This window comes from Paraliobacillus ryukyuensis, from assembly GCF_003315295.1.
GTDB lineage: Bacteria > Bacillota > Bacilli > Bacillales > Amphibacillaceae > Paraliobacillus > Paraliobacillus ryukyuensis.
This window is the reverse complement of sequence record NZ_QNRI01000002.1, coordinates 56,987-77,913: the sequence shown is the minus strand read 5'-3', so window position 1 is coordinate 77,913 and position 20,927 is coordinate 56,987. Positions and strand designations below refer to the sequence as shown.

Sequence of the window (20,927 nt, the reverse complement as noted above, 5' to 3'; positions counted from 1 at the left end):
CTATTTCTTTTACATGTTTTCTTTACAAATAAGAGAAGGAAGCAACCGGGGGAGACTCCTCGAAAATAAAAAACTATTTTCTTCGTGCGAGGATTCGCTGCCGAAGCGTTCCTTATCCTGAAGGAAACGCATCAACCGAAGATCCACTTTTGTTGATGAAGGAATGTTAAACTAAAATCGTCACGTCGTGTGACAACGTCTAACTGACCCACGTCTTGTGGGCCCGAGGTGATGCCTTCGGAAAGCGACCCCATTTGCTGACTGAACGAAGCAGTATGCTACATTTAGTCTAAAATATCATTCGTATTTTTCAACCAAACATTGAATTATAAAATTGATTCAATTAAATCCCACAAAAAAATCAGACGCTTATGAAAAACGTCTGATTTCTATTAAAAATCGTAAGATGCCTCTTTTTCTTCACGAATGCGTGTAAACGTATCAGTTAACATCACCGTATCTTCAACTAATCGTTCGATGCGGAAGAACACATCATCATTAATAATTTCTTTGTTAAGAAAGTCTTCAGCTTCGATAAAAACATAGGTTTGCACTACTTGCGCTTTCATATAGGCAAGAATTGGTTTTATTTGTTGTTCTGCGATTAAATAATGTTTCGCTGAACCTGCTGTTACGACTATGCTTACCACTTTATCACGGAATGCATTCACCGGTAATAAATCAAAAATATTTTTCAATGTGGCCGGAATTGATGCTTGGAAAATTGGTGTTCCAATAATTAATGCATCCGCATCCATAATTGTTTGCAGTACGTGTGCAGCATCTCCAGTGTAATCCAAGTAATTCCGACCATCACTGAAAGGAAGTTCATAATCGGCTAAATCCAATAAACTTACTTCGGCATCTGAATAGTTGTCTTTTATTTTATTCATGGTGTGGGTCATCGCTATTTTTGTTTTTGAACCAATGATTGACCCTGATATACCTACAATTTTCACCGTTTCATCCCTCCTATTTCTTTGCTGTGTGTTTTTTAACTGCTGGTAATATTTCTGTCGCAATTAATTCAATATTTTTTTCTAATCGTTCAAATGGTACACCACCAAAATCAATTTGCGCAATGTAACGTTGGTGACCAAACATTTCATGCTGATAGAGAATCTTTTCAATAATCTCTTGTGGGCTTCCAACATTGATTATATTGTGTGGATCTGCTCCTTGAGCAAAGTGTTGTTTCGGAAATCCTTGCCCATTCGTCCGTTTCATTCCTTCATTAATATGTGGGTACATCTCACGTAACGCTTGTTGGGTCGTTTCGGCTGCATAAAAGAAACCGGCAGTTGCAACTGGTAATTCAGCTGGATTGTGACCACCCCGCTCAGCCGCTTCACGATAAGCATCTACCGTACGCTTAAAGACGAATGCTGGCCCGCCTAAATGCGCCATGAACATCGGTACTCCAGCATATCCCGCTTTAATCGCACTAGCAGGAGATCCACCAACCGCACGCCAAATTGGTAATGATCCTTCTTGTGGCCGAGGAATTACCTCTGCATTACGTAATGGGGCACGAAACTCTCCACTCCAATTGACTACGTCATTTTCATTAATTTGACGTAGCAAATCGAATTTTTCTTCAAACAACGCTTCATAGTCCTGCACATCATAACCTAATAAATCAAATAGACCGATGCGTGATGCTCGGCCAGCAACTATCTCCGCACGACCACCTGAAAGAAGATCAATGGTAGAAAAATCTTCATACACGCGCACGGGATCAGAAGTACTAATAATGGTGGAAGAACTTCCGATTTTAATATTTTCTGTCGCTTGTGCAATAGCGGCAAGTACTACCGAATGCGCCTGGGTTGCAAAATAAGATTGGTGACTCTCTCCGACACTAAAGTAATCCAATCCTGCTTGATCTGCTAACTTTGCATATTCAATAATTTCCTTTAGTCGTTGTTGAGCAGGAATTCGTTTTCCTGTAGTTGGATCAGCTAAGTGATCCCCTAGTGTATAAATACCAAATTCTAATCCTTTTTCTGGGTTCATGTTGTTTTCCATTTTTTAAAATTCACCTTGCTTTCTAGTAACATTTTATATTATTATTTTAGTATATAATATTTTATAAAGTAAGTACGCACTTAAAAGTGGTATAGTATCAAAAAAGATACCAAAGGAGAGATCAACAATGGCTGAACGTGTACCAGAAAAATGTCGCGTGGAAGATGCGTTAGGTATACTCGTAGGAAAATGGAAACCAATTATTATCCTGCATTTATTACAACAAGGTACGAAGCGTTTTAGTGAATTAAAACGCGCCATGCCTGGAATTACCCAGAAAATGCTCACCAAGCAGTTACGTGAATTAGAGGATGAAGATATTGTTGAACGCGTTGTTTATCCTCAAGTTCCTCCAAAAGTAGAATATTCAATTACAGCTTACGGAAAAACATTAGAACCGATTCTCGAAGCAATGCATGAATGGGGTACAAAGCATACCTTTCATAAATCTGAAAAAGAAGAACAAGAACAAAGTGAGCGAGCAAGCTCATAAGGATAACCCCCTCACCCATAGGAGGGGGCTATTACTATTTTTAAATATTCATATTTCCTATTTTGATATTTTTAAAATTCATTATTTACTTACTTCTGGCTCGGCTACTTTAACAATTAGTTTCCCGATGTTTTTGCCTCTAAATAAATCAAGAAATGCTTCTGGTGTCTGTTCAAACCCTTCTACCACTGTCACACGGTCTGTTAATTTGCCTTCGCGCAACCACTCAGCAAGTGCCTTGGTACCTTCATCAAAACGATTAGCAAAATCACCTAGCGTAAAGCCTTGCATACGAGCACTTTTCTTAATTATTTGGGTTTGGATACGTGGACCTTGATCCACACCTTCTAAATTATAACTTGAGATAGCTCCGCATAATGGGATTCGTGCGTATTTATTAAGATGTTGCATAATAGCGTCGGCGATGTCACCACCAACATTATCAAAGAAAACATCGACGCCATTCGGGCAAGCACGTCCAATCGCTGCTGTCATATCGTCGGTATTACGATAATTGATCCCTTCATCAAAACCTAATTCTTCAGTTAAGTAATTAATTTTTTGATCTGATCCGGCAATTCCAACAACATGGCAGCCTTTAATCTTGGCAATTTGCCCCACAACAGACCCTACTGCTCCAGCTGCTCCAGTTATCACCACCGTTTCACCTTCTGTTGGTTCACCTAGATCAAGTAAACCGAAATATGCGGTTAAACCAGTCATACCTAAGATACTTAAGTAACTAGAAATCGGCGCGATCGTTTGATCGATCTTTCTTACTTCCGTTTCATTTGCGGTATAATAAGTTTGCCAACCATAACTACCGATTACGATATCCCCTTCAGTCAAGTTAGTCGCATTTGATTGAACAACTTCACCTATAACTGATCCAGTGATTACTTGGTTTAGCTCAAATGGTGGTACATAAGAAGGCGCATCGATCATTCGTCCTCTCATATATGGATCTACGGAAAGATACAGCGTACGGATGACTACCTCTCCTTCTGCGGGTTCTTTCACTTCGTTTTCATCAAATAAGAATGTATCTTGCTCTGGCATTCCTGTCGGTCTTTTTGCTAAACGAATTTGTTTACTAGTTTGACTCATGATCATCACTCCTTTAATTTTCTTACTTAATTAACATACTAAAAATGGATTAAGAATGAAAATATTCTGTTTTGAAATTTTTATCTGAGCGCTTTACTATAAACGAGACATTCATAGTGCTAAACTAGAAATAGGTTAAATATCATTTAGCTGAACTGAAAAATGAAGCTAGCAATCGAAAAGGAGTGGTCGTATGAATACAAAACATTTGGAAAAAATGCAAAATGGAAATGGGTTTATCGCTGCATTAGATCAAAGTGGCGGTAGTACACCAAAAGCCTTGGCTGATTACGGTATAAGTGAAGATGCCTATTCAACAGAAGAGGAAATGTTTGAGCTCGTGCATCAAATGCGTACACGTATTATTACAGCTCCAGCATTTAATTCTGATCAAGTGATCGGCGCAATTCTTTTTGAACAAACCATGGATAGTAAAATTGAAGGTCGTTATACTGCGGATTATTTAGCAAATGTAAAAGGAGTTGTTCCTTTTCTAAAAGTTGATAAAGGATTAGCAGAAGAGAAAAATGGTGTCCAGTTGATGAAACCAATCCCGGACCTTGATGATTTATTAGCTCGAGCTAACGAACATGGTATCTTTGGTACGAAAATGCGCTCTGTGATTAAAAAAGCAAATCCAGAAGCAATCAAAGAAGTCGTTGATCAGCAATTTAAGCTAGCAAAACAAATTATTGGTGCTGGATTAGTCCCTATTATTGAACCAGAAGTAGATATTCATAGTCCGGAAAAGGCAGAAGCCGAGGATCTATTAAAACAAGAACTATTGCACCATCTGGATACATTAGCAACAGATGAGCTTGTCATGCTTAAGTTATCCTTACCTAATAAAGAAAACTTATATAAAGAGTTAGTTGATCACCCACAAGTAGTGCTTGTTGTAGCGCTATCCGGTGGCTATACTCGAGAACAAGCAAATAATAAATTGAAACTTAACAAAGGCGTTATCGCTAGCTTTTCTCGTGCATTAACTCAAGACCTACATGCCGATCAGACAGACGAAGCGTTCAATGAAGAATTACGGAAAGCAGTTAATTCTATTTTTGATGCTTCCGTTTATAAAAAATAAGTAATTGTACTTTATTCGCACACGATTAGAAAACTCTGATCGTGTGCTTTTTTATTGCGGTGGATGCGCTTCAATTGAATGAAATGAAATTTAGTTACATCCTATATGTTTTTAGATCCAGTTGAGTATCATTCGCTATAATCACAAGTAATTTACTTTACGGCAAGCTCACTTCTTCGCTCCAATTTACTAATAGCTTTCAAAAACTCAAATTTGGTTATTGGAAATTTAAGCAAATTCCATTGTTTTCACATAAATCTTATTTTATAATATGCACCAACACGATTCTTTTCAAACAATTCGAGGAGGGTTACGATTGAAGAAGGAAGGTTTATCTGTGGATAGAAAAAACTTTCGGAAGCAATTACAAAAGACTGGCTTTCCATATTATAAAACGATTCGATTCGTATGGAGTGTCCTTTTTACTACTCTGGTATTGACCTTTATTTCCTATACACTTATGGAATATTATTTCCCTTTAAATGAGAATAGTTTATCTATAGGCGATTATTTTTATATGGTAGCATTTGTCGGTGTTTTAACCGGAGTCGGCGAGACTCTCTATGAAAGTATATCTAGTCAGTTTAACGTAAACAAGTGGCTAATCAATCCATGGACCGTGTTTATGATACCTTCGTTGCTCGATAGCGCTTTGAAAACTCCTCTTCTTTTTGAAAATCCAAAACAATACCAAAACGGACTTTGGTTAGATTTATATGCCGCTCCAATTGGCGCGTTTATTTATCTTATTTTTCGGTATTTATTTAATTTAATTTTCTCACGTTTTAAAAAGGAGAGATGATAGTGGCTAAACAAGCCATCAATAAAAGAAAGCTTATTATTCCCCTCTCATTATTTGTTGTGAATGTTATCTTTTTTGCATTTTTCATTGAAGAAACGATCGATGCTTCCCCTCCCAACTATGGATCATTAGGCTTCTCTTGTCCCATTATTGGATTTATTTCTCTACTATACATTGGAATTACTTTTGAAAAAAAGCACTGGTTACTTAGAACATTACAAGTATTTAATGGCATTTTTATTCTTTATCCGATAGCAGAAATTATCTATTTTATCATGCTTATGGTTTAGTGAGCACAAGTGATAAAAGGACGTGGTTTGTTAATTAATGAATAAAATAATGAATGTGTTAGTAGAATGATTGTTTCGTTATGTATTAATTTAAGAGAGCTAATAGATTCATTAAAGATGCTATATTAGTTGCCACTGTAAAAATATCACTGTTCACAATTATAATAAAGGTGTTTGGTAGAATTTTGCGAAAATAATAGTTACTATCTTTCAATCCGTTTCCCTTTAGGGAGTTTGCCTAAATAAATTTGTGTGCGAAGCGAATAATCGGTATAAGATGTAAGTTGCCCACAGTAAAACACTCCATTCTTTGAAATGTGTCAATTTTTTAAAAGTAATATTATATATATTGCTTTTAGCATGATTTAGATTTATTGTAAAAAAGTATTTAATATATATCTTTTAGCAGACCTTGAATGTGAAGAAATTGATAAGTCTAAACTTATATTATTGATAATTACCTTATGCGCCTAAAGTATTTACTTATGTATAGTGAATTTAGCACTTTCAAGCAATGAAAGCACAAAGGGTTTATCTTATGCTTAATGAAAGTACAATTGAAATTGTTAAATCAACCGCTCCGATAATTAAGGAGCACAGTCAATCCATTCAGCCCTATTAGCCCCATTGAAGAATAAGTATATATGTTGAAGGAGATGAAATTGATGGATGAAAAAGCAGTACGCCTGCAAGCAATGCTTGAAGAAGCACTAAAACCAATTATCGAGAAAATGGATACATTGGAGAACGAAGTAAAATCACTTCGCAAAGGACAAGAAGAACTAAAAGCGATGATACAAGAAGATAAATAAACGTTTCATTGACTTATGAGTGAAATAACGATAAGCCTAAATCCTCACTATTAATTGAAGATTTAGGCTTATTTTATTAAATCATCATTATGTTAGTTTTGGCTATTCTTGCTACCGTTTCGCAAGGGAAATTTGTTTCCTCGCACACGACTTGTTTATCATATTTTTCCACCCAAGATGTAAACGCAAAGCTAGTGATGCGATCGTTTTCTGTCAGTAGTGATTTCCCATGTCTAATTAATGTTATTTCCATTACTTTCCTACCTCCCCGAATAACGCAACATCTGGTTTCACCTCCCTTTTTTATGTATTATTGCTAATAAAAGCTTCAAAATTGGTTGCACTGTTTTTACTGAACCGTTGCTTTTGCTTTACTAGCCAAAGATTTCGTTTGAAATGAACATCTTTGATTTTCGCTTCCGATAGTACCCCTTGCGTCAACTCTCTTGTCACGGCTAAGCGCGATACAATACTGACACCAAGACCTGCTTCTACTGCACTTTTAATTGCTTGGGTACTTCCTAAATCCATGTAACTCTGCATTTGATCCAACACACCATTCGTTTTTAAAAAGTTCTCGATGATCAGCCTCGTTCCTGAAGCTGGTTCTCGCCATAACATGTGTTCCTCAGCTAATTCTGCCACATCAATCGATTCTCTGTCTTTCCAACGGTGGCCGGGACTATGGATGAGCACAAGCTCGTCATCAGCTATATTCTCCACCACTAAATTGTCATCTTGAACAATTCCTTCTACTAAGGCAAGATCAATCACATTATCTAGCAGTGCTTCAATAATTCTTGGTGTGTTTTCAACTAATAGAGAAACATTTAGCTCTGGATGTTGTTGTTTGAATCGCCCTAGCAAACCTGGTAAAAGATACTCCCCAATCGTCAAGCTTGCTCCAATGTTTAGTGACTGATGAAAGGTTGTTTGATTCTCAGCAATTATCGCTTTCGATCGATTAAACTCTGCTACTATTGATTTAGCAAATGGGTATAGTATTTTACCGCTATCGGTTAGTAGTAAACGCCCATCTGTTCGATCAAATAGTAGCGTATTATAAGTCGTTTCAAGTTGATGCATTTGTTTTGTAACTGCGGGTTGTGAAACATACGATAATTTAGCCGCTTGACTAATGCTACCTGTATCAACAACGAGACAGAACATCCGTAAGGTTTCAATATTCATTTCCATGCTCCTTTGCCAATCCGTATTCTATCTCTATTATATACGAAGTTTTATGATGGCAAATGCATGCGCCTCAAATGGTTCTATTTTTTTGAAAAATAACGCCAATAAAAAAGTTTCAATGCATTCATATGCTACATTGAAACTTTTTGGGGGTTATAGAGTAACAACTACATTCACAATATTGTATAGATTGACCGAAATAATAAGGAGCACCGTAATATTAAATATTTTTTCAATTTGCGTATTCGATAGTTTAACTGTAATATTCGCTCCTATCAGACCACCAAATATGCCACCCGGAATCATGTACCATAACATCGATAGATCATAGTCGCCAAATCCAGTAGTAAATGCAATTAATAGTAGCGCAGATAATTGTGAAAAAAAGATAATAAAGATCGAATTAATGGCTGCATCTCTTGCATTCATAGAAAAAAGTAAGATGAGTACGGTTACGTTCAACGGTCCTCCACCTATACCCAGAAATGCGGAGAAGAAACCAAGTGTAAAACCAATCGTGAAAATCATGATTCGATTTTTAAAAACAAATGATTTTAGTTTATTCTTATTTAAAAAGTAGACAAAGATAAGCGTGAGTAGTATTGCTAATACAGATGATTGAATAATTTCTGTAATTGTTGGTATATCTAGAGAAATTGCAATAAAATTAAAAACTGCTTTTCCGATAATGCCACCAAGGATGGAACCTCCAGCAAGGATTGAGCTTACGATTTTATCAATTTTCACATCCTTATTCCTAAGTTTAATTAATGACATGGTAGCCATTGAGAATACGGTTGCTGCTGATAAAACACCGATTGTTTGTAAATTGAAGTCACCAAAAAAGTCTAGAACTGGTTTGATGATGACCCCCCCACCCAAACCAGCAATCGCTCCAATCGTAGAAGCTAAAAACCCAATAAGAAAATATAAAACAATGATTGCCATCATCTCCTAAAAAATCGTCCACTACTATCTTCACTTAGTTTAGCAAACAATTCTTTAATCGAAAAATAGCTATATCTCATAGGGTATAACCTTTGGCTATGGCTTTTACTTCACGTGACGTACGTCAATTGGAATTGTTACAATAAGGGACTATACTATCCCTTACTAAATAAAGCCTTCCAATAAAAAATGATATAATCCTTTGACATATACTATCACGTATAAATAGCGGGTAATGATTTTCTGTAGCCTAAAACAAAACCATCATTAACTGTACTTTAGTTATTTAATTGATCATAAGACAATAACCGATGAATATGCACGGCTAAATACGTTAACTCATCATTCGGTATATTCTCTCCATATACTTGATCAATATATTCTTTAATTTTGAAAGCTCCATTCATAGCTTCTGGATACAAATTAGCGATTTGTTCAAAAAGCATATCATCTTTATCTTGTAGCATCTTACCACCATAATAACGTTCTACAAAAAACTTAACATGTGTAATAAAACGTGTATAATGAATACTTTCCGTATCAATATTACTATTAATGGAATATCTAACTAAGTTCACAATACTACCGATCATCTTTGCGTGCTTCATCCCATCACGCGTTTCATGTTCTTTTCCATGCGCATTAATGATATGAAAAGCGATGTTTGCGGCTTCTTCTTTAGGTAAATCCACATCAAATGTTTCATTCACTCGATTTAGTGCAAACTCACCAACCTTAAATTCTTCTTTATAATAACTCTTAATTTCCCAATAGACACGATTTGTTAAGTTAATATTTTTCTTATATCGCTCCACAGCAAAGCTTAGATGATCCATAAGCGTAAAGAGTATACCTGAATTTAATTTTGTCTCTAGTTTTTGTTCTGCGTAATTGACTATTTCTTGTGTTAAATCTATTAATTCAGGCGACATGGAATCTAAAACCTGCATAAATTCTTTTACTTTATAATTATCAATTGGCATAAACAGTTGATCAGCTTGTTCTTCCATAATTTGATTTCCAACTTTTTGTCCGAATCCAATACCTTTACCAAACATAATAAACTCTTTTTTATCCTCATTTTCGACCAATACAACGCTCGTATTTAAGACTTTTTTTATTTTTATCATCTGATCACCCTTCTGTTTAAAGGAATGGATGTTAATCTAGGTCTTCACCATTTGTTTCAATTACTTTTTTATACCAATAAAATGAATCTTTCTTCTTACGCTCTAAGGTACCATTTCCTTCGTCATCTTGATCAACATAAATAAAACCATACCTTTTTGACATTTGAGATGTACCAGCACTTACTAAGTCAATACTTCCCCAACTCGTATAGCCGAATAGATCCACACCTTCTTCAACGGCTTCTTTCATTTGTTTAAAATGCTCTTTAAAGTAATTAATTCGGTACGGATCATGGATAGATCCATCGTTCTCCACTTGATCATATGCTCCCATTCCATTTTCGACGATGATTAGTGGTTTTTTGTAACGATCATATAATTCAATTAAAGATATTTTAAGACCTACAGGGTCAATTTGCCAACCCCAGTCTGTCGCAGGTAAATAAGGATTTTTAACACCCATAATTGTATTTCCTGCTGCTTTTTCCATACCTTCCTTAGCAGACTCCGTTAGTGACATATAATAGCTAAATGAAACAAAGTCTACGGTATGTTCACGTAAAATTTCTCTATCACCAGGATCCATTTTGATATGAATATTTTTTCTTTCTAACATACGTTCAATCATAGTTGGATATTCACCGAACACTTGTACATCAGCAAAGAAATAATTGTGCAGATTTTTCTTTAGTGTGACTTCTACATCTTTCGGATCGCATGTGTTTGGATAAGTGGTTAGCTTCGTTAACATACATCCTACTTGACTTCCTGGAATGATACGGTGGCAGTCTGCTGTTACGCGCGCCGATGCAACAAATTGATGATGCAATGCTTGATAAACGATCTCTTCTTCTTTACCTTCTGGACAGCGATCTGGAATAATACCTGCTGTTGTGAATGGGTGCCTATGGATACTATCAATCTCATTAAAAGTTAACCAATACTTCACTAAATCTTTATAACGGTGGAAACACGCCTGACTAAACCTGACAAAATCATCAATTACTGACCTTTCTACCCATCCATTGTATTTGGTGCTTAATGCTAATGGCATTTCATAGTGAGATAGCGTAACAATAGGTTCGATACCTAAACGGTTCATTTCTGTAAATAGGTTTTCGTAAAATTGTAATCCTTTTTCATTTGGTTCCGTTTCTTCTCCAGTCGGGAAAATCCGACTCCATGCAATGGAAACACGCAAAACCTTAAAACCCATTTCTGCAAATAATGCTAAATCTTCTTGGTAGCGATGGTAAAAATCAATACCTCTACGTTTTGGATAATCTTTATCAGATGGATCATTGGCTGCCTTTTCAATAAATTCTGATGAAATAGCAACATGACCCTCGTAATCTTCTAACTTAAGATTTGACTTAAATGTAGCCATATCTGCTACTGATAACCCTTTACCATCTACATTCCACGCACCTTCCACTTGATTAGCAGCCATTGCGCCACCCCATAGAAAATCTTTCGGAAATCCTTGTTTATCCATATTTTATTCTCCTATCTTCGTTATTGTCATAATTTCACTTTCTTCCGTTACTTGCTTATCTTGATTTTGCACTTCAACCTGATAATCCTCATTGTTTGTAACAACACAAACAATAGTAGGTTCAAACCCTTCCGTAATAATTTTATTAAGATCAAACGTTAATAATTGTTGACCTTGTTTTACTTCTTCACCAACTTCAACATGCGCTTCAAAATATTCACCTTGTAATTGAACCGTATCAATACCTACATGAAACAACAGCTGTGCTCCATTATCTAGTTCGATCCCTAACGCATGCTTCGTGTTAAAGACCATCTCAATTTTTCCATCTGCTGGGGCAAAAAGAGCTCCTTCTTCCGGTTGTATCGCTAACCCGTCTCCCATCACTTTTGTTGAAAACACATCATCTTTCACATCTGTTAAAGGTATCAATTCTCCTTTTACAGGGCTATAGATTGTTAGATCCGTATGATGGGACAAGGATGTGTTACTACTGTTAGATTTAGCTTTATCTTCTTTCTTTTCTTTAAATAAAATCAAAGTAACGATAAAAGTCGCTAAAAATGATATTAGTAACCCAAAAATTGCATAAATGATATTTCTCGGTAAATCTTCCGAAATAAACATTGGTAGACTAGCAACCCCCGGGCCAACTAAGGCAAAGGCTTGTAAACCGACTAGACCTATAAATGTACCACCAATAAAGGAACCTATCATGACGCTTGATAGTACTTTCTTATTTTGAATGGTGACCCCATACAAAGCAGGTTCTGTTATCCCAAAGAAAGCTGATATTCCAGCTGAAATCGCTGTTGCTTTTAGCTTTTTATCACTCGTACGCATTGAGACAGCAAAACACGCCCCACTTTCGGCAATGTTATGTGCCAAAGAGGCTGGTAAATATAGAATTTCTCTTCCCATTTCTCCCATAGTGGTAATGGCATAAGGAAGCATTGCTTTGTGCATTCCAGTCGCTACCATAAACGGAAGTACTGCTGCTAACAACGCCACTGCTATCCATCCTACCGATTCAAAAATGGTGAGTATAACAGAGGATAATCCTTGACCTAACGTATATCCAAATGGCCCTAATAGTAACAAAGCAATCGGTACAGTCACAACTAAACTCATCATTGGAACGAAGAAAATTCTAATTGGCTTCGGTGACACCTTCGTCCATAGCTTTTCAACCTGAGCAAATAAGATAACAGTTAAAATAGCAGGAAACACTTGATATGCATATGCAATACTTTGCAGATTAAAGCTAAATAATTGTGCACCGTCCTCTATCATTGACAATAAATTTGGTAGCAATAATGCGCCAACAGCAGAAGCAGCCACTAATGCATTAGCTTTTAATTTGTTTGCTGTTGTTATGGCTACTAATATTGGAAGGAAATAAAGTGGTGCATCCCCAATCATTGTAAAAATTTGATAGGTTTGACTTTCAGCGTCCATCAAACCTAATAAGGATAACAACATTAAGGTGGATTTTAGCACACCACCTCCGGCTATCGCAGGAACTAAAGGTTGAAATACTCCGACTAGAAAATCCAATATAACGCTTCCAATTTTTCGCTTCTCTTTTGATTGATTCGTCGTATTCTCACTTTCAACGACAGTATCCCCTAGTTCATTTACTACTTCATCATACACTTCAACAACTTCATTTCCAATCACAACTTGACATTGTCCAGACATCTTGACAGCCATTACCCCGTCTATTGCTTCTAATTGCTCCGTGTCCACTTTGTTGTTATCATACAACGAAAATCGAAGTCTTGTAGAACAATGTTCAAGATGTGATACATTTTCTTTTCCACCTACAAATTTAATAACTTTTCTTGCAACCTGTTTATAATCCATTTCCTTGCCTCCTTTTTGATTTCTCTATAGATGTAATCAAATAAAAAAGGACCTAAAATGACAAAAATTAAAATTTGTCAATTTAGATCCTGCCTGCTTTACCAGTCACATGTCTTTAGTTTATTTGATTTGTTTTTATTATACACCCCTATATTGAAAGCGTCAACATTTTGTTATTAATTATTTGTAGAAAGCTTAAATTCTCTTATACTTTCTTCTCCAAACAAAATAGGTGATCCCTCCGATCACTAATAACCCAACTCCAATAAGAAGATACGTGAACATGTTTGTAGACGTATGAGGCAATTGATTACCGTCCTGTTGATTTTGTTGTTGATTATCAGTTTGTCCACCCATTTCACCAATAGTGCTATCACTTCCTGATGAATCCTCTTCATCCACAATCGTTTCATCCGGTAGCTCTTCATCAGATGGGCCTTCTTCTCCTGCTTCTTCTTCAGGTTGTTCAGCAGGGCCCCCTGGGTTTTCATATAGCATGGTTATTTCGTCACTAGGAAGCGCGACACCGTCATAGACACGCACTTCATCCATTAAACCTTTAAATGGGGTATCCCAATAATTCACGCCTAAACTAAAGGCACCATCTACTGACGTAAAAATGTTTGGAAAGTCTTCTCCTGTGAATCTTTCTTCCCCATTAATATAAAAAGTAGCTGTACCATCATCTACTGTTAAAGCTAGATGAGACCACTGGTTCACCGGAATCGTAGAATCTGTCGCAACATCATACCAATCATCACCATTGTGCGACCATACCATGGTATTTCCCCATGAAGTTTCTGGTACAAAGCTAATCCAATTATTTTCCGTTCTTGCACCAAAAAAGGTAGTGGAATACTCCGTTAATTCCTCTGGATTGACCCAGAGGGAGATCGAATAGCTATCATCAGAAATTAATCCATCAGCTAAACGAAGGCCTGTGTTGCCATCAAACTGTGAGGCTTTACCTGTTTTTCCTTCTGCAAAAGTGATCTCACCACCTTCATTATCTATCCGGTTACCAGTTACCGTCGCATCCTCTTGATTACCTGATTGATCGCCCAATCCATCATCAAAATTATACCAAGCTGTTAATTTACCTTCCTTGGCTGCTTTTACTGTAATTGGTATGGTAACTTCTTCCTTCATCTCTCCTAACAAAATCGTAGCTGTCATATCAACCGTTGCATCTTCTCCTGTTGGACGGTTTACGGTACCGTCGGTTGCAATAATCGCTGGTTGCGCTGATTCCCATGTGATTGTTGCCCCTTTGGTCCCAGTTGTCGGTAAAGCAATGTCACTGATGACTGGGTCTGCAAAACGCTCTGACAACTCTTGTTTAATACCATCAATTATATCTTGATCAGAACCATTAACCGCATGACTACCCCAAATAACAACACCATCACCTGACATTGCACTAAATGTCATCGCCCATGCTTCCGCGGTTGGATCCCACTGCTTGATAAACACACCATCGTAGGTTTCTCCATCCACGTTTACTTCCGCTCGATAATCATCATATTTTCTCCATGTTCCAGTAACAGCACCCGAGATACTTCCGTCTTTATTAAAAGAAATCCATGAAGACGTAGTAATATCGCCTGTTATTTCTTTGCCATGATTAATATATTTATAATCTCCAGTAATAGTCGCTTCATCTACTGGTTTAATGGTTTCACCAGCATAACGATATGGCGTTGGAACAGGCCAATTGTTGCTATTTTTAAACGTTTGATGCACACGAACTTCATGCATTTCTCCTTGTTGCGGAAAACGTGTATGTGTTACAAGAAATTCTTTTCCTAAATCATCGTCAATCAAATAAGAATTGTGACCTGGTGATACATATCCAGTACCAATGCCTTCTCCAGCTTCACCTAATGCCCGTTCAAATAGGAAGTTACCGATCATTTTATTCCCGATTTGTTTATGGTCATCATTTCCTGGAAAATTCCCTACACCCATATCAAATGATTCTGGAAATACCGCTTGATTGCCAGCTGCGTCCACATATGGTCCATCGATATTTTCAGAACGGAATTGTCTGATTTGGTAGCCACCATCTGACGCTAAACCACCATAAGTGATGTAGAGATAATAATAACCTGTCGCTTCATCGTAAACGGCATACGTTCCTTCGCCCGAGCGACCATATCCACCAGCAATTTTTGTACCAAAATAACGATCAATCATACGACCATCACTTGTTTGCCCATCTTCGCCTGGATAGATTGGCAGACCTGTTTCCTTATCCAATTCCAATACAAACGTTCCGCCAGACCAAGAACCATAAGTCATCCATAACTTACCATTTTCATCATAAAGAATATTGGCATCAATGGCATTTGTGTATAAACTATTATTGTATGCTCCTTCTTCCGTGAACCAATCGGGATTGACTTCATCGATTACACCTTCCTCAATTAGGTCACTCAGATTGGTATTTTCCCAATGTTTATTGACATCACTATTTGCATCATAAGCTTCTTCATTATGAAAACCAGAATACATGATGGTATCTACATATTTGTAAGGCCCTTCAATATCTTGAGAAACTGCAACACCAATTGCAGAGCGAATATAAGTAGAAGAAACACTATAATAAATCATGTAAGCCCCTTTTGAACCATCTTCATTGACATAATCCTTGTTCCAAAAAACATCTGGTGCCCATACAGCAAAACCACCACTACTATCCGCATCATCTTCACCTGCCCACTCAAAGGATGCTGCTAGATTTTCAGACAAATTACCATACAGTGTGTTACCAGGCGTCTTATAACCGTTAGTAAAGTTATTCCAATTAATTAAATTCTCTGATTTTGCAGCAGCAATATGCGAGCCAAATACATAGTACATCCCGCTATCTCGATCTTGAATAATGGATGGATCATGGACAGACGCATTTTCAAATGTTGGTGTTTCAGGTTCTGCCATTACCTCGTTCCCCTCTCCATATAACGTAATAGGTAAAAATAACACAGCAATGAACAACAATAAGATTAACCGTTTTCGAATCAAATGCATTGTTTTCCCCTTTCGATAGCATAATTAAGAAAGCGCAATCATTTTTTTAGAAGTCAATTGAATGATGTTCTATTTAAGCAGATGTTCTCTCTGGTGATGTCAGTTGGTAAATAAATGTTGCAATGCTCCTCCTCTCCACACGTACTTATAACTTGATGATGTTAAGCAAGGTTGTATTACATTAACTAATAACAATATCATACGACAATTAAAGCGTTTTCACAACGTTTTAATTGGAAAAATAATATAATTTGTACGTACCTGTTGTGTGAAAAGACAAGTGATTATTTTTTTCAAAAAGCTATCGTATGATGTCATTAAAAAAAGGGGGGTACCAACCATGACATACCAATTTACTACTATTACACAGGCACAAGTAGAAATGATTGCTTTTCACTGGCATTATGACGGTATTTATTCTTTTTATGATATGGAATCCGATCCAGAAGATTTAGTGGAATTCACAGATCCTAACGCAAGGGGAAACGTTTTTGCTGTTACTAGCGATGATGCACTAGCCGGGTTTCTATCAATTGAACAGAGAGAGTCAAACACGGTGGAGATTGGATTGGGCATGCGACCCGATTTAACTGGAATAGGGCTTGGAGCGGATTTTTTAGCACAATGTTTAGCATTTATTCAAACGACATTTTCTCCTGAACGTATCACGTTAGCGGTAGCGACATTCAATCAACGAGCGATAAAGACGTATCGCAAGATTGGCTTTGTCGATAGAGAAACATTCATGCAAGCGACAAATGGAGATACTTATGAATTTGTGAGAATGGAATATCTTAACCAATAATTAATGTGCGGAGCTTATGAAGTAGATAGAAAAAGCGCCTGGAGCCAGTTATCCAGACGCTTTTTGTTTTTGTGGTCGCGTGAGTACATAGGCGGTAATCATGGCAGTTACAGGAATAATTAATGCAACGCCGATTCCACCACACAGAATCGTAAGCATTTCAGAACTAAATATTTTGGCATTGATGATTTCACCGATGGTGTAGTTTAAATCCTTATAACGAATTAACAACGCCAAGTAACCACCGAAGAAAGCGAAAAACAACGTATTGGCATTAGTCCCTAATAAGTCTTTCCCAATACGCATCCCTGCAAAAAATAATTGTTTACGACTAATCGTTGGATTATGTTTACGAATTTCGTACATCGGCGAACTGACAGCAATGGCCTCATCGGTAATCGAGCCAATTGTGCTCATAATAATGACAGAAGCGGCAATTTTAACAAAATTAATCCCTAAATAGTACGAATAGATCGTTTGTTCTTCCACTTCTTCTTCTCCAAAGCCATGGATCATTGATTGGTCTGTCACCATAAAAATAAACAACAACATGAGCGCTGTGGTTAAAAATGTCGAGATAAATGCCGTTTTTGTTTTGATATTTATCTCATTAATAAAAAACAACGTCACACAACTAATAATCGCGCAGGCAATTAACGTTAAAATGATTGGATCGGCATTTGGATCTGTCATCATAAAGACAGCAACAATAAGCACAAAGAAATTAATAAATAGCGCAACAAAGGAACGAACACCTTTTTTTCCACCAATAATGGTCATTAATAAAAACAAAACAGCTGCTAAGACAATAAGCGCATTCATGCTTTCACCCGCTTCCGATGAATAAAGTAAATCGTGGTGTACAAGCCGATTGGAATCGTTAAGACAATCCCAATCCCACCAGCGAGGGCACGTGTTAATTCAAGTGATAGGTTCATTGAAAAAGTAAAGCCTACCGTTGCGTCATTCATTAAATAAAGTAATAAGGAAGGAATCGTTCCACTCACATAGGCAAAAAACAAAATATTGGTCATCGCTCCCATAATATCCTTGCCAATTTCAATTCCCGACGCTTTTAAATCTTTATTTGAAATCGCATTATTTTGCTCATACAAGCTAAACAGCGAGGTAGACATGGAAACACCAATATCCATCACGGCCCCTAACGCACCAATTAAAACCCCTGCCATAAAAATAGCCTGTGGTGGTCGACTTAAAAATGCCATTTCTTCAAACCTGATTCCTTGTTCATCGGTAAGCCACAGAACAAACATCGTAATAAATAGTAACACAAATGTCCCCAAAAGCGTGGACACAGCAGCTGCATAGGTTTGTGCTTGAAAGCCACTAATAAACACTAGCGACAGAACTGTTATTAAAATAACTGCCCCGCTCATGATCAGTAACAAACTTATATTTGAAGTGGCAATATACATGTCAATAGCCAACGTAATAATCACAGCGTTTACAGCCAAACTAATCATCGCATATAACCCTTGTTTCTTCCCAACTGCTAACAAAACCATAATAAAAATCCACGAGACAATGAGCAATGCTTGGTCACGTTTCACATCGGTAATATCTCCCTTTAGTTGACCGCTATCATTCGAGTCCACCGAGACAAACACATCTTGTCCAACGGTTAATTTCGGGTGATATGCTCTTGATTCTGAGTATTCATTGGTCAGCGTCAAAGCCTTTCCTTTCTGCACTCCATTTTTCAATTTAGCAACGATATGTTGCGTATATACGATATCTTGATTCTGATGCTCATCTGCTACTTCCGTTTGCGTTTCGTCAGTAATTTTCACAATTTGCGCAATCGGTTGTTGATAAAACATCGCATTATGTGTAACAAAAATAAGGGAGGCGATAAATAGTACAGTCAGTCCTCCGATAATCCACCAAAACCTATGGTTGATATTCTTTAGCCAATCGATTAATGTTGCCAAAAAAACATCTCCTGATCTCTATAATAACTAATGTTATAAAACCCTTATAACGATTATCTATTTTATCACATGGTGCTTATGTATGTGTGGAATTTGAATGGAATTAATTTTTCAAAAATTTATTAGAATGTCGGATAAAAATTGAAATGATTAACATACTAGAGGTGAAAAAATCGTTCAGAAACTGAATGAAGGAGGAATTAACGATGTTGAAACGTAAATTAGCGATGGTACTAGTAGTGATGATGATGGTGATGGCTTTTGCCACAAATGTCAGCGCAGCGGAAAATCCAACAGGTGGAAAGGACATTGTCGATGTAGCAAAAGAGGCTGGTAACTTTAGTATCTTACTTTCCGCTCTTGAGAAGGCTGAATTAGTCGATACATTAAAAGAAGATGGTCCTTATACGGTATTCGCACCGACAGACGAAGCGTTTAAAAAGTTATTAAGTGATTTAGGAATTACGGCAGAGGATTTACTTGCACGCGATGATTTGAAAGACATCCTACTCTATCATGTCGTTTCAGGTAAAGTGCTATCTAGTGACCTTAAAGATGAGATGAAAGTGAAAACACTAGCTGATAAAAAAGCAAAAGTTACCCTTAATCCCGTTCGTATTAATGATGCCAGTGTCATTACTCCGGATATAGAAGCGTCTAATGGTGTCATTCATGTCATTGACAAGGTGTTAATACCGTAAAATCCTTAACAAGGAGAAGCTCTTTGATACTTTCTCCTTGTTTTTTTCTTTATTACATTTAATCAAATTCCCCTATTCTTTGCTATACTAGATATTAGTTGAATAGGAGGGATTTTTGTTGAATGTAAATGAATTTCAAGAATGGGTTCGTACATATTATCAAAAAAGGGGCTGGTCAGAGCTGGATATTTTTATTCGTATCGGTTTTTTAGCAGAAGAAACAGGAGAAGTAGCTAGAGCGGTTCGAGCATTAGAAATTGGACGAGACAGACCAGATGAAAGTACAGGAACTTTCACACGAAAAAAACAAGAATTAATGGAGGAACTTGGTGATGTACTGGGAAACTTGAGTGCCATTGCTAATAAATATGATATCTCACTTGAAGACATCTTTCGATCACACCGAAATAAGTTAAATAAACGCTATAACTCGTAAGATGATAGAAGCTTCAATGCTTCTATCATCTTATTAGCCCAAAGTTTGTTTTAAGCGAATTATATCCCTACAATGAATACTATTTTCAAAAATTGGTTCATCATAATGCTTCACAAAGAAGTCCCTATCCACTGCATAAATGCTAAAACCACATTTCTGATATAACGCAAGCTGACCAATACTAGAATTACCGGTACCGACTTCTATCGTTTGATATCCATTATTTTTGGCCACTTGGATAGCATGGTTAATCAATTGCTTGCCAATTCCTTGATTTTGAAATTGTTGCGCAACTGCCAGATTTACTAGTTCAATTGTTGTTGAACTTTGAGCAAGTAGTATGTATACGCCCACAATATCATTCGCTTCCACCCCCAGATAACAATGACCTTTGTGCAAATACTCCTCATTTAGGGACTGGGAGGGATCAGCTAATAATAATAAATGCATCGGTGCTTCTTCTAATTGGTTTAACTCTCTAACTTCCATCTCACTCTCCTTCAATCCCAGTAAATTTCTCTATCTCCCACAGTTGTGTGTTGAAATCCTACTTTTCTAACATTTTTTTATCAGACAGTTGGTTGGCTCGGTTCAATTCTTCAACTTCTTCTCTCAGTTTATCTATCAGTGCATCGCGATACGCGTTAGCGGATAAGATGCGAAACTGTGGATGTTGCTTGTTTGCTTTGATAATAGCGATGATATTATCTCTTACTAGTTTGCGATAAACAGGCATATTATCCCCTCCTTC

Annotated in this window: 22 protein-coding genes; 8 read left to right on the top strand and 14 right to left on the bottom strand. The window is 36.9% G+C overall.

The window, feature by feature from the left end; all coding sequences use genetic code 11:
- Positions 1 to 392: 392 nt before the first annotated feature.
- Together DES48_RS03710 and DES48_RS03705 are read right to left on the bottom strand one after the other, a co-directional pair.
- Positions 393 to 959 carry an NADPH-dependent FMN reductase gene (locus tag DES48_RS03710; protein WP_113866969.1) on the bottom strand — a complete coding sequence of 189 codons (567 nt, stop codon included), beginning with the start codon at positions 957 to 959 and terminating at the stop codon, positions 393 to 395.
- Positions 960 to 972: 13 nt separating this feature from the next.
- Positions 973 to 2,028: an LLM class flavin-dependent oxidoreductase gene (locus DES48_RS03705; protein ID WP_113866967.1), complete on the bottom strand. Its 1,056-nt coding sequence runs from the start codon at positions 2,026 to 2,028 to the stop codon at positions 973 to 975.
- Positions 2,029 to 2,155: 127 nt separating this feature from the next.
- On the opposite strand from DES48_RS03705, the gene DES48_RS03700 reads away from it, so the two are divergent.
- Positions 2,156 to 2,521, top strand: coding sequence for a winged helix-turn-helix transcriptional regulator (locus DES48_RS03700; RefSeq protein WP_079710380.1), 366 nt, complete (start codon positions 2,156 to 2,158; stop codon positions 2,519 to 2,521).
- Between the two features lie 81 nt (positions 2,522 to 2,602).
- On the opposite strand, the gene DES48_RS03695 is transcribed toward DES48_RS03700, so the two are convergent.
- Complete coding sequence (locus tag DES48_RS03695; protein ID WP_113866965.1) at positions 2,603 to 3,628, bottom strand: NADP-dependent oxidoreductase; 1,026 nt, start codon at positions 3,626 to 3,628, stop codon at positions 2,603 to 2,605.
- 193 nt (positions 3,629 to 3,821) lie between these two features.
- On the opposite strand from DES48_RS03695, the gene DES48_RS03690 reads away from it, so the two are divergent.
- The 4 genes from DES48_RS03690 to DES48_RS15860 all read left to right on the top strand — a co-directional run bounded on the left by DES48_RS03690 (position 3,822) and on the right by DES48_RS15860 (position 6,619).
- A complete protein-coding gene (locus DES48_RS03690) occupies positions 3,822 to 4,715 on the top strand; it encodes a fructose bisphosphate aldolase (protein WP_079710378.1) in 894 nt (297 codons plus the stop codon).
- Positions 4,716 to 5,031: 316 nt separating this feature from the next.
- On the top strand, positions 5,032 to 5,517 hold the full coding sequence (locus DES48_RS03685; protein ID WP_113866963.1) for a hypothetical protein: 486 nt from the start codon (positions 5,032 to 5,034) through the stop codon (positions 5,515 to 5,517).
- Positions 5,518 to 5,519: 2 nt separating this feature from the next.
- Positions 5,520 to 5,807: a hypothetical protein gene (locus tag DES48_RS03680; RefSeq protein ID WP_113866961.1), complete on the top strand. Its 288-nt coding sequence runs from the start codon at positions 5,520 to 5,522 to the stop codon at positions 5,805 to 5,807.
- A 665-nt stretch (positions 5,808 to 6,472) separates the two neighbouring features.
- Positions 6,473 to 6,619, top strand: a complete 147-nt coding sequence (locus DES48_RS15860; RefSeq protein WP_170126160.1) for a hypothetical protein — start codon at positions 6,473 to 6,475, stop codon at positions 6,617 to 6,619.
- 76 nt (positions 6,620 to 6,695) lie between these two features.
- Here the strand turns inward: DES48_RS15860 and DES48_RS15855 are convergent, their stop codons facing one another.
- The 7 genes from DES48_RS15855 to DES48_RS03650 form a co-directional block, all read right to left on the bottom strand.
- Positions 6,696 to 6,872 carry a hypothetical protein gene (locus DES48_RS15855; RefSeq protein ID WP_170126159.1) on the bottom strand — a complete coding sequence of 59 codons (177 nt, stop codon included), beginning with the start codon at positions 6,870 to 6,872 and terminating at the stop codon, positions 6,696 to 6,698.
- A 50-nt stretch (positions 6,873 to 6,922) separates the two neighbouring features.
- Positions 6,923 to 7,810: a LysR family transcriptional regulator gene (locus DES48_RS03675; RefSeq protein WP_113866959.1), complete on the bottom strand. Its 888-nt coding sequence runs from the start codon at positions 7,808 to 7,810 to the stop codon at positions 6,923 to 6,925.
- Between the two features lie 156 nt (positions 7,811 to 7,966).
- Positions 7,967 to 8,761 carry a sulfite exporter TauE/SafE family protein gene (locus DES48_RS03670; protein WP_211318465.1) on the bottom strand — a complete coding sequence of 265 codons (795 nt, stop codon included), beginning with the start codon at positions 8,759 to 8,761 and terminating at the stop codon, positions 7,967 to 7,969.
- 278 nt (positions 8,762 to 9,039) lie between these two features.
- Positions 9,040 to 9,891 (bottom strand): PRD domain-containing protein, encoded by an 852-nt coding sequence (locus DES48_RS03665; protein ID WP_113866957.1) that lies wholly within the window; start codon positions 9,889 to 9,891, stop codon positions 9,040 to 9,042.
- A 31-nt stretch (positions 9,892 to 9,922) separates the two neighbouring features.
- Positions 9,923 to 11,386 (bottom strand): glycoside hydrolase family 1 protein, encoded by a 1,464-nt coding sequence (locus tag DES48_RS03660; protein WP_113866955.1) that lies wholly within the window; start codon positions 11,384 to 11,386, stop codon positions 9,923 to 9,925.
- A 3-nt stretch (positions 11,387 to 11,389) separates the two neighbouring features.
- Positions 11,390 to 13,252 (bottom strand): beta-glucoside-specific PTS transporter subunit IIABC, encoded by a 1,863-nt coding sequence (locus tag DES48_RS03655; RefSeq protein WP_113866953.1) that lies wholly within the window; start codon positions 13,250 to 13,252, stop codon positions 11,390 to 11,392.
- Positions 13,253 to 13,447: 195 nt separating this feature from the next.
- On the bottom strand, positions 13,448 to 16,282 hold the full coding sequence (locus DES48_RS03650) for a LamG-like jellyroll fold domain-containing protein (protein WP_113866951.1): 2,835 nt from the start codon (positions 16,280 to 16,282) through the stop codon (positions 13,448 to 13,450).
- A gap of 340 nt (positions 16,283 to 16,622) precedes the next feature.
- Between DES48_RS03650 and DES48_RS03645 the strand changes: the two genes are divergently transcribed.
- The gene (locus tag DES48_RS03645; RefSeq protein ID WP_113866949.1) at positions 16,623 to 17,087 is read left to right on the top strand and encodes a GNAT family N-acetyltransferase; all 465 of its coding nucleotides are present in this window, start codon (positions 16,623 to 16,625) and stop codon (positions 17,085 to 17,087) included.
- Positions 17,088 to 17,135: 48 nt separating this feature from the next.
- Here DES48_RS03645 and DES48_RS03640 read toward each other — a convergent pair whose 3' ends face one another.
- Together DES48_RS03640 and DES48_RS03635 are read right to left on the bottom strand one after the other, a co-directional pair.
- Entirely contained in the window at positions 17,136 to 17,909 is a 774-nt protein-coding gene (locus tag DES48_RS03640; protein ID WP_113866946.1) for a YibE/F family protein, read from the bottom strand.
- Positions 17,906 to 19,039: a YibE/F family protein gene (locus DES48_RS03635; RefSeq protein WP_245911281.1), complete on the bottom strand. Its 1,134-nt coding sequence runs from the start codon at positions 19,037 to 19,039 to the stop codon at positions 17,906 to 17,908. Before DES48_RS03635 ends, DES48_RS03640 begins: the two co-directional genes overlap by 4 nt.
- A 206-nt stretch (positions 19,040 to 19,245) precedes the next feature.
- On the opposite strand from DES48_RS03635, the gene DES48_RS03630 reads away from it, so the two are divergent.
- Positions 19,246 to 19,740 (top strand): fasciclin domain-containing protein, encoded by a 495-nt coding sequence (locus DES48_RS03630; RefSeq protein WP_113866944.1) that lies wholly within the window; start codon positions 19,246 to 19,248, stop codon positions 19,738 to 19,740.
- A gap of 118 nt (positions 19,741 to 19,858) precedes the next feature.
- Positions 19,859 to 20,176, top strand: coding sequence for a MazG nucleotide pyrophosphohydrolase domain-containing protein (locus DES48_RS03625; protein ID WP_113866942.1), 318 nt, complete (start codon positions 19,859 to 19,861; stop codon positions 20,174 to 20,176).
- Between the two features lie 33 nt (positions 20,177 to 20,209).
- On the opposite strand, the gene DES48_RS03620 is transcribed toward DES48_RS03625, so the two are convergent.
- Together DES48_RS03620 and DES48_RS03615 are read right to left on the bottom strand one after the other, a co-directional pair.
- Positions 20,210 to 20,665, bottom strand: a complete 456-nt coding sequence (locus DES48_RS03620; RefSeq protein ID WP_113866940.1) for a GNAT family N-acetyltransferase — start codon at positions 20,663 to 20,665, stop codon at positions 20,210 to 20,212.
- Positions 20,666 to 20,723: 58 nt separating this feature from the next.
- Positions 20,724 to 20,912 (bottom strand): nucleoside triphosphate pyrophosphohydrolase family protein, encoded by a 189-nt coding sequence (locus DES48_RS03615; RefSeq protein WP_113866939.1) that lies wholly within the window; start codon positions 20,910 to 20,912, stop codon positions 20,724 to 20,726.
- Positions 20,913 to 20,927: the final 15 nt, after the last annotated feature.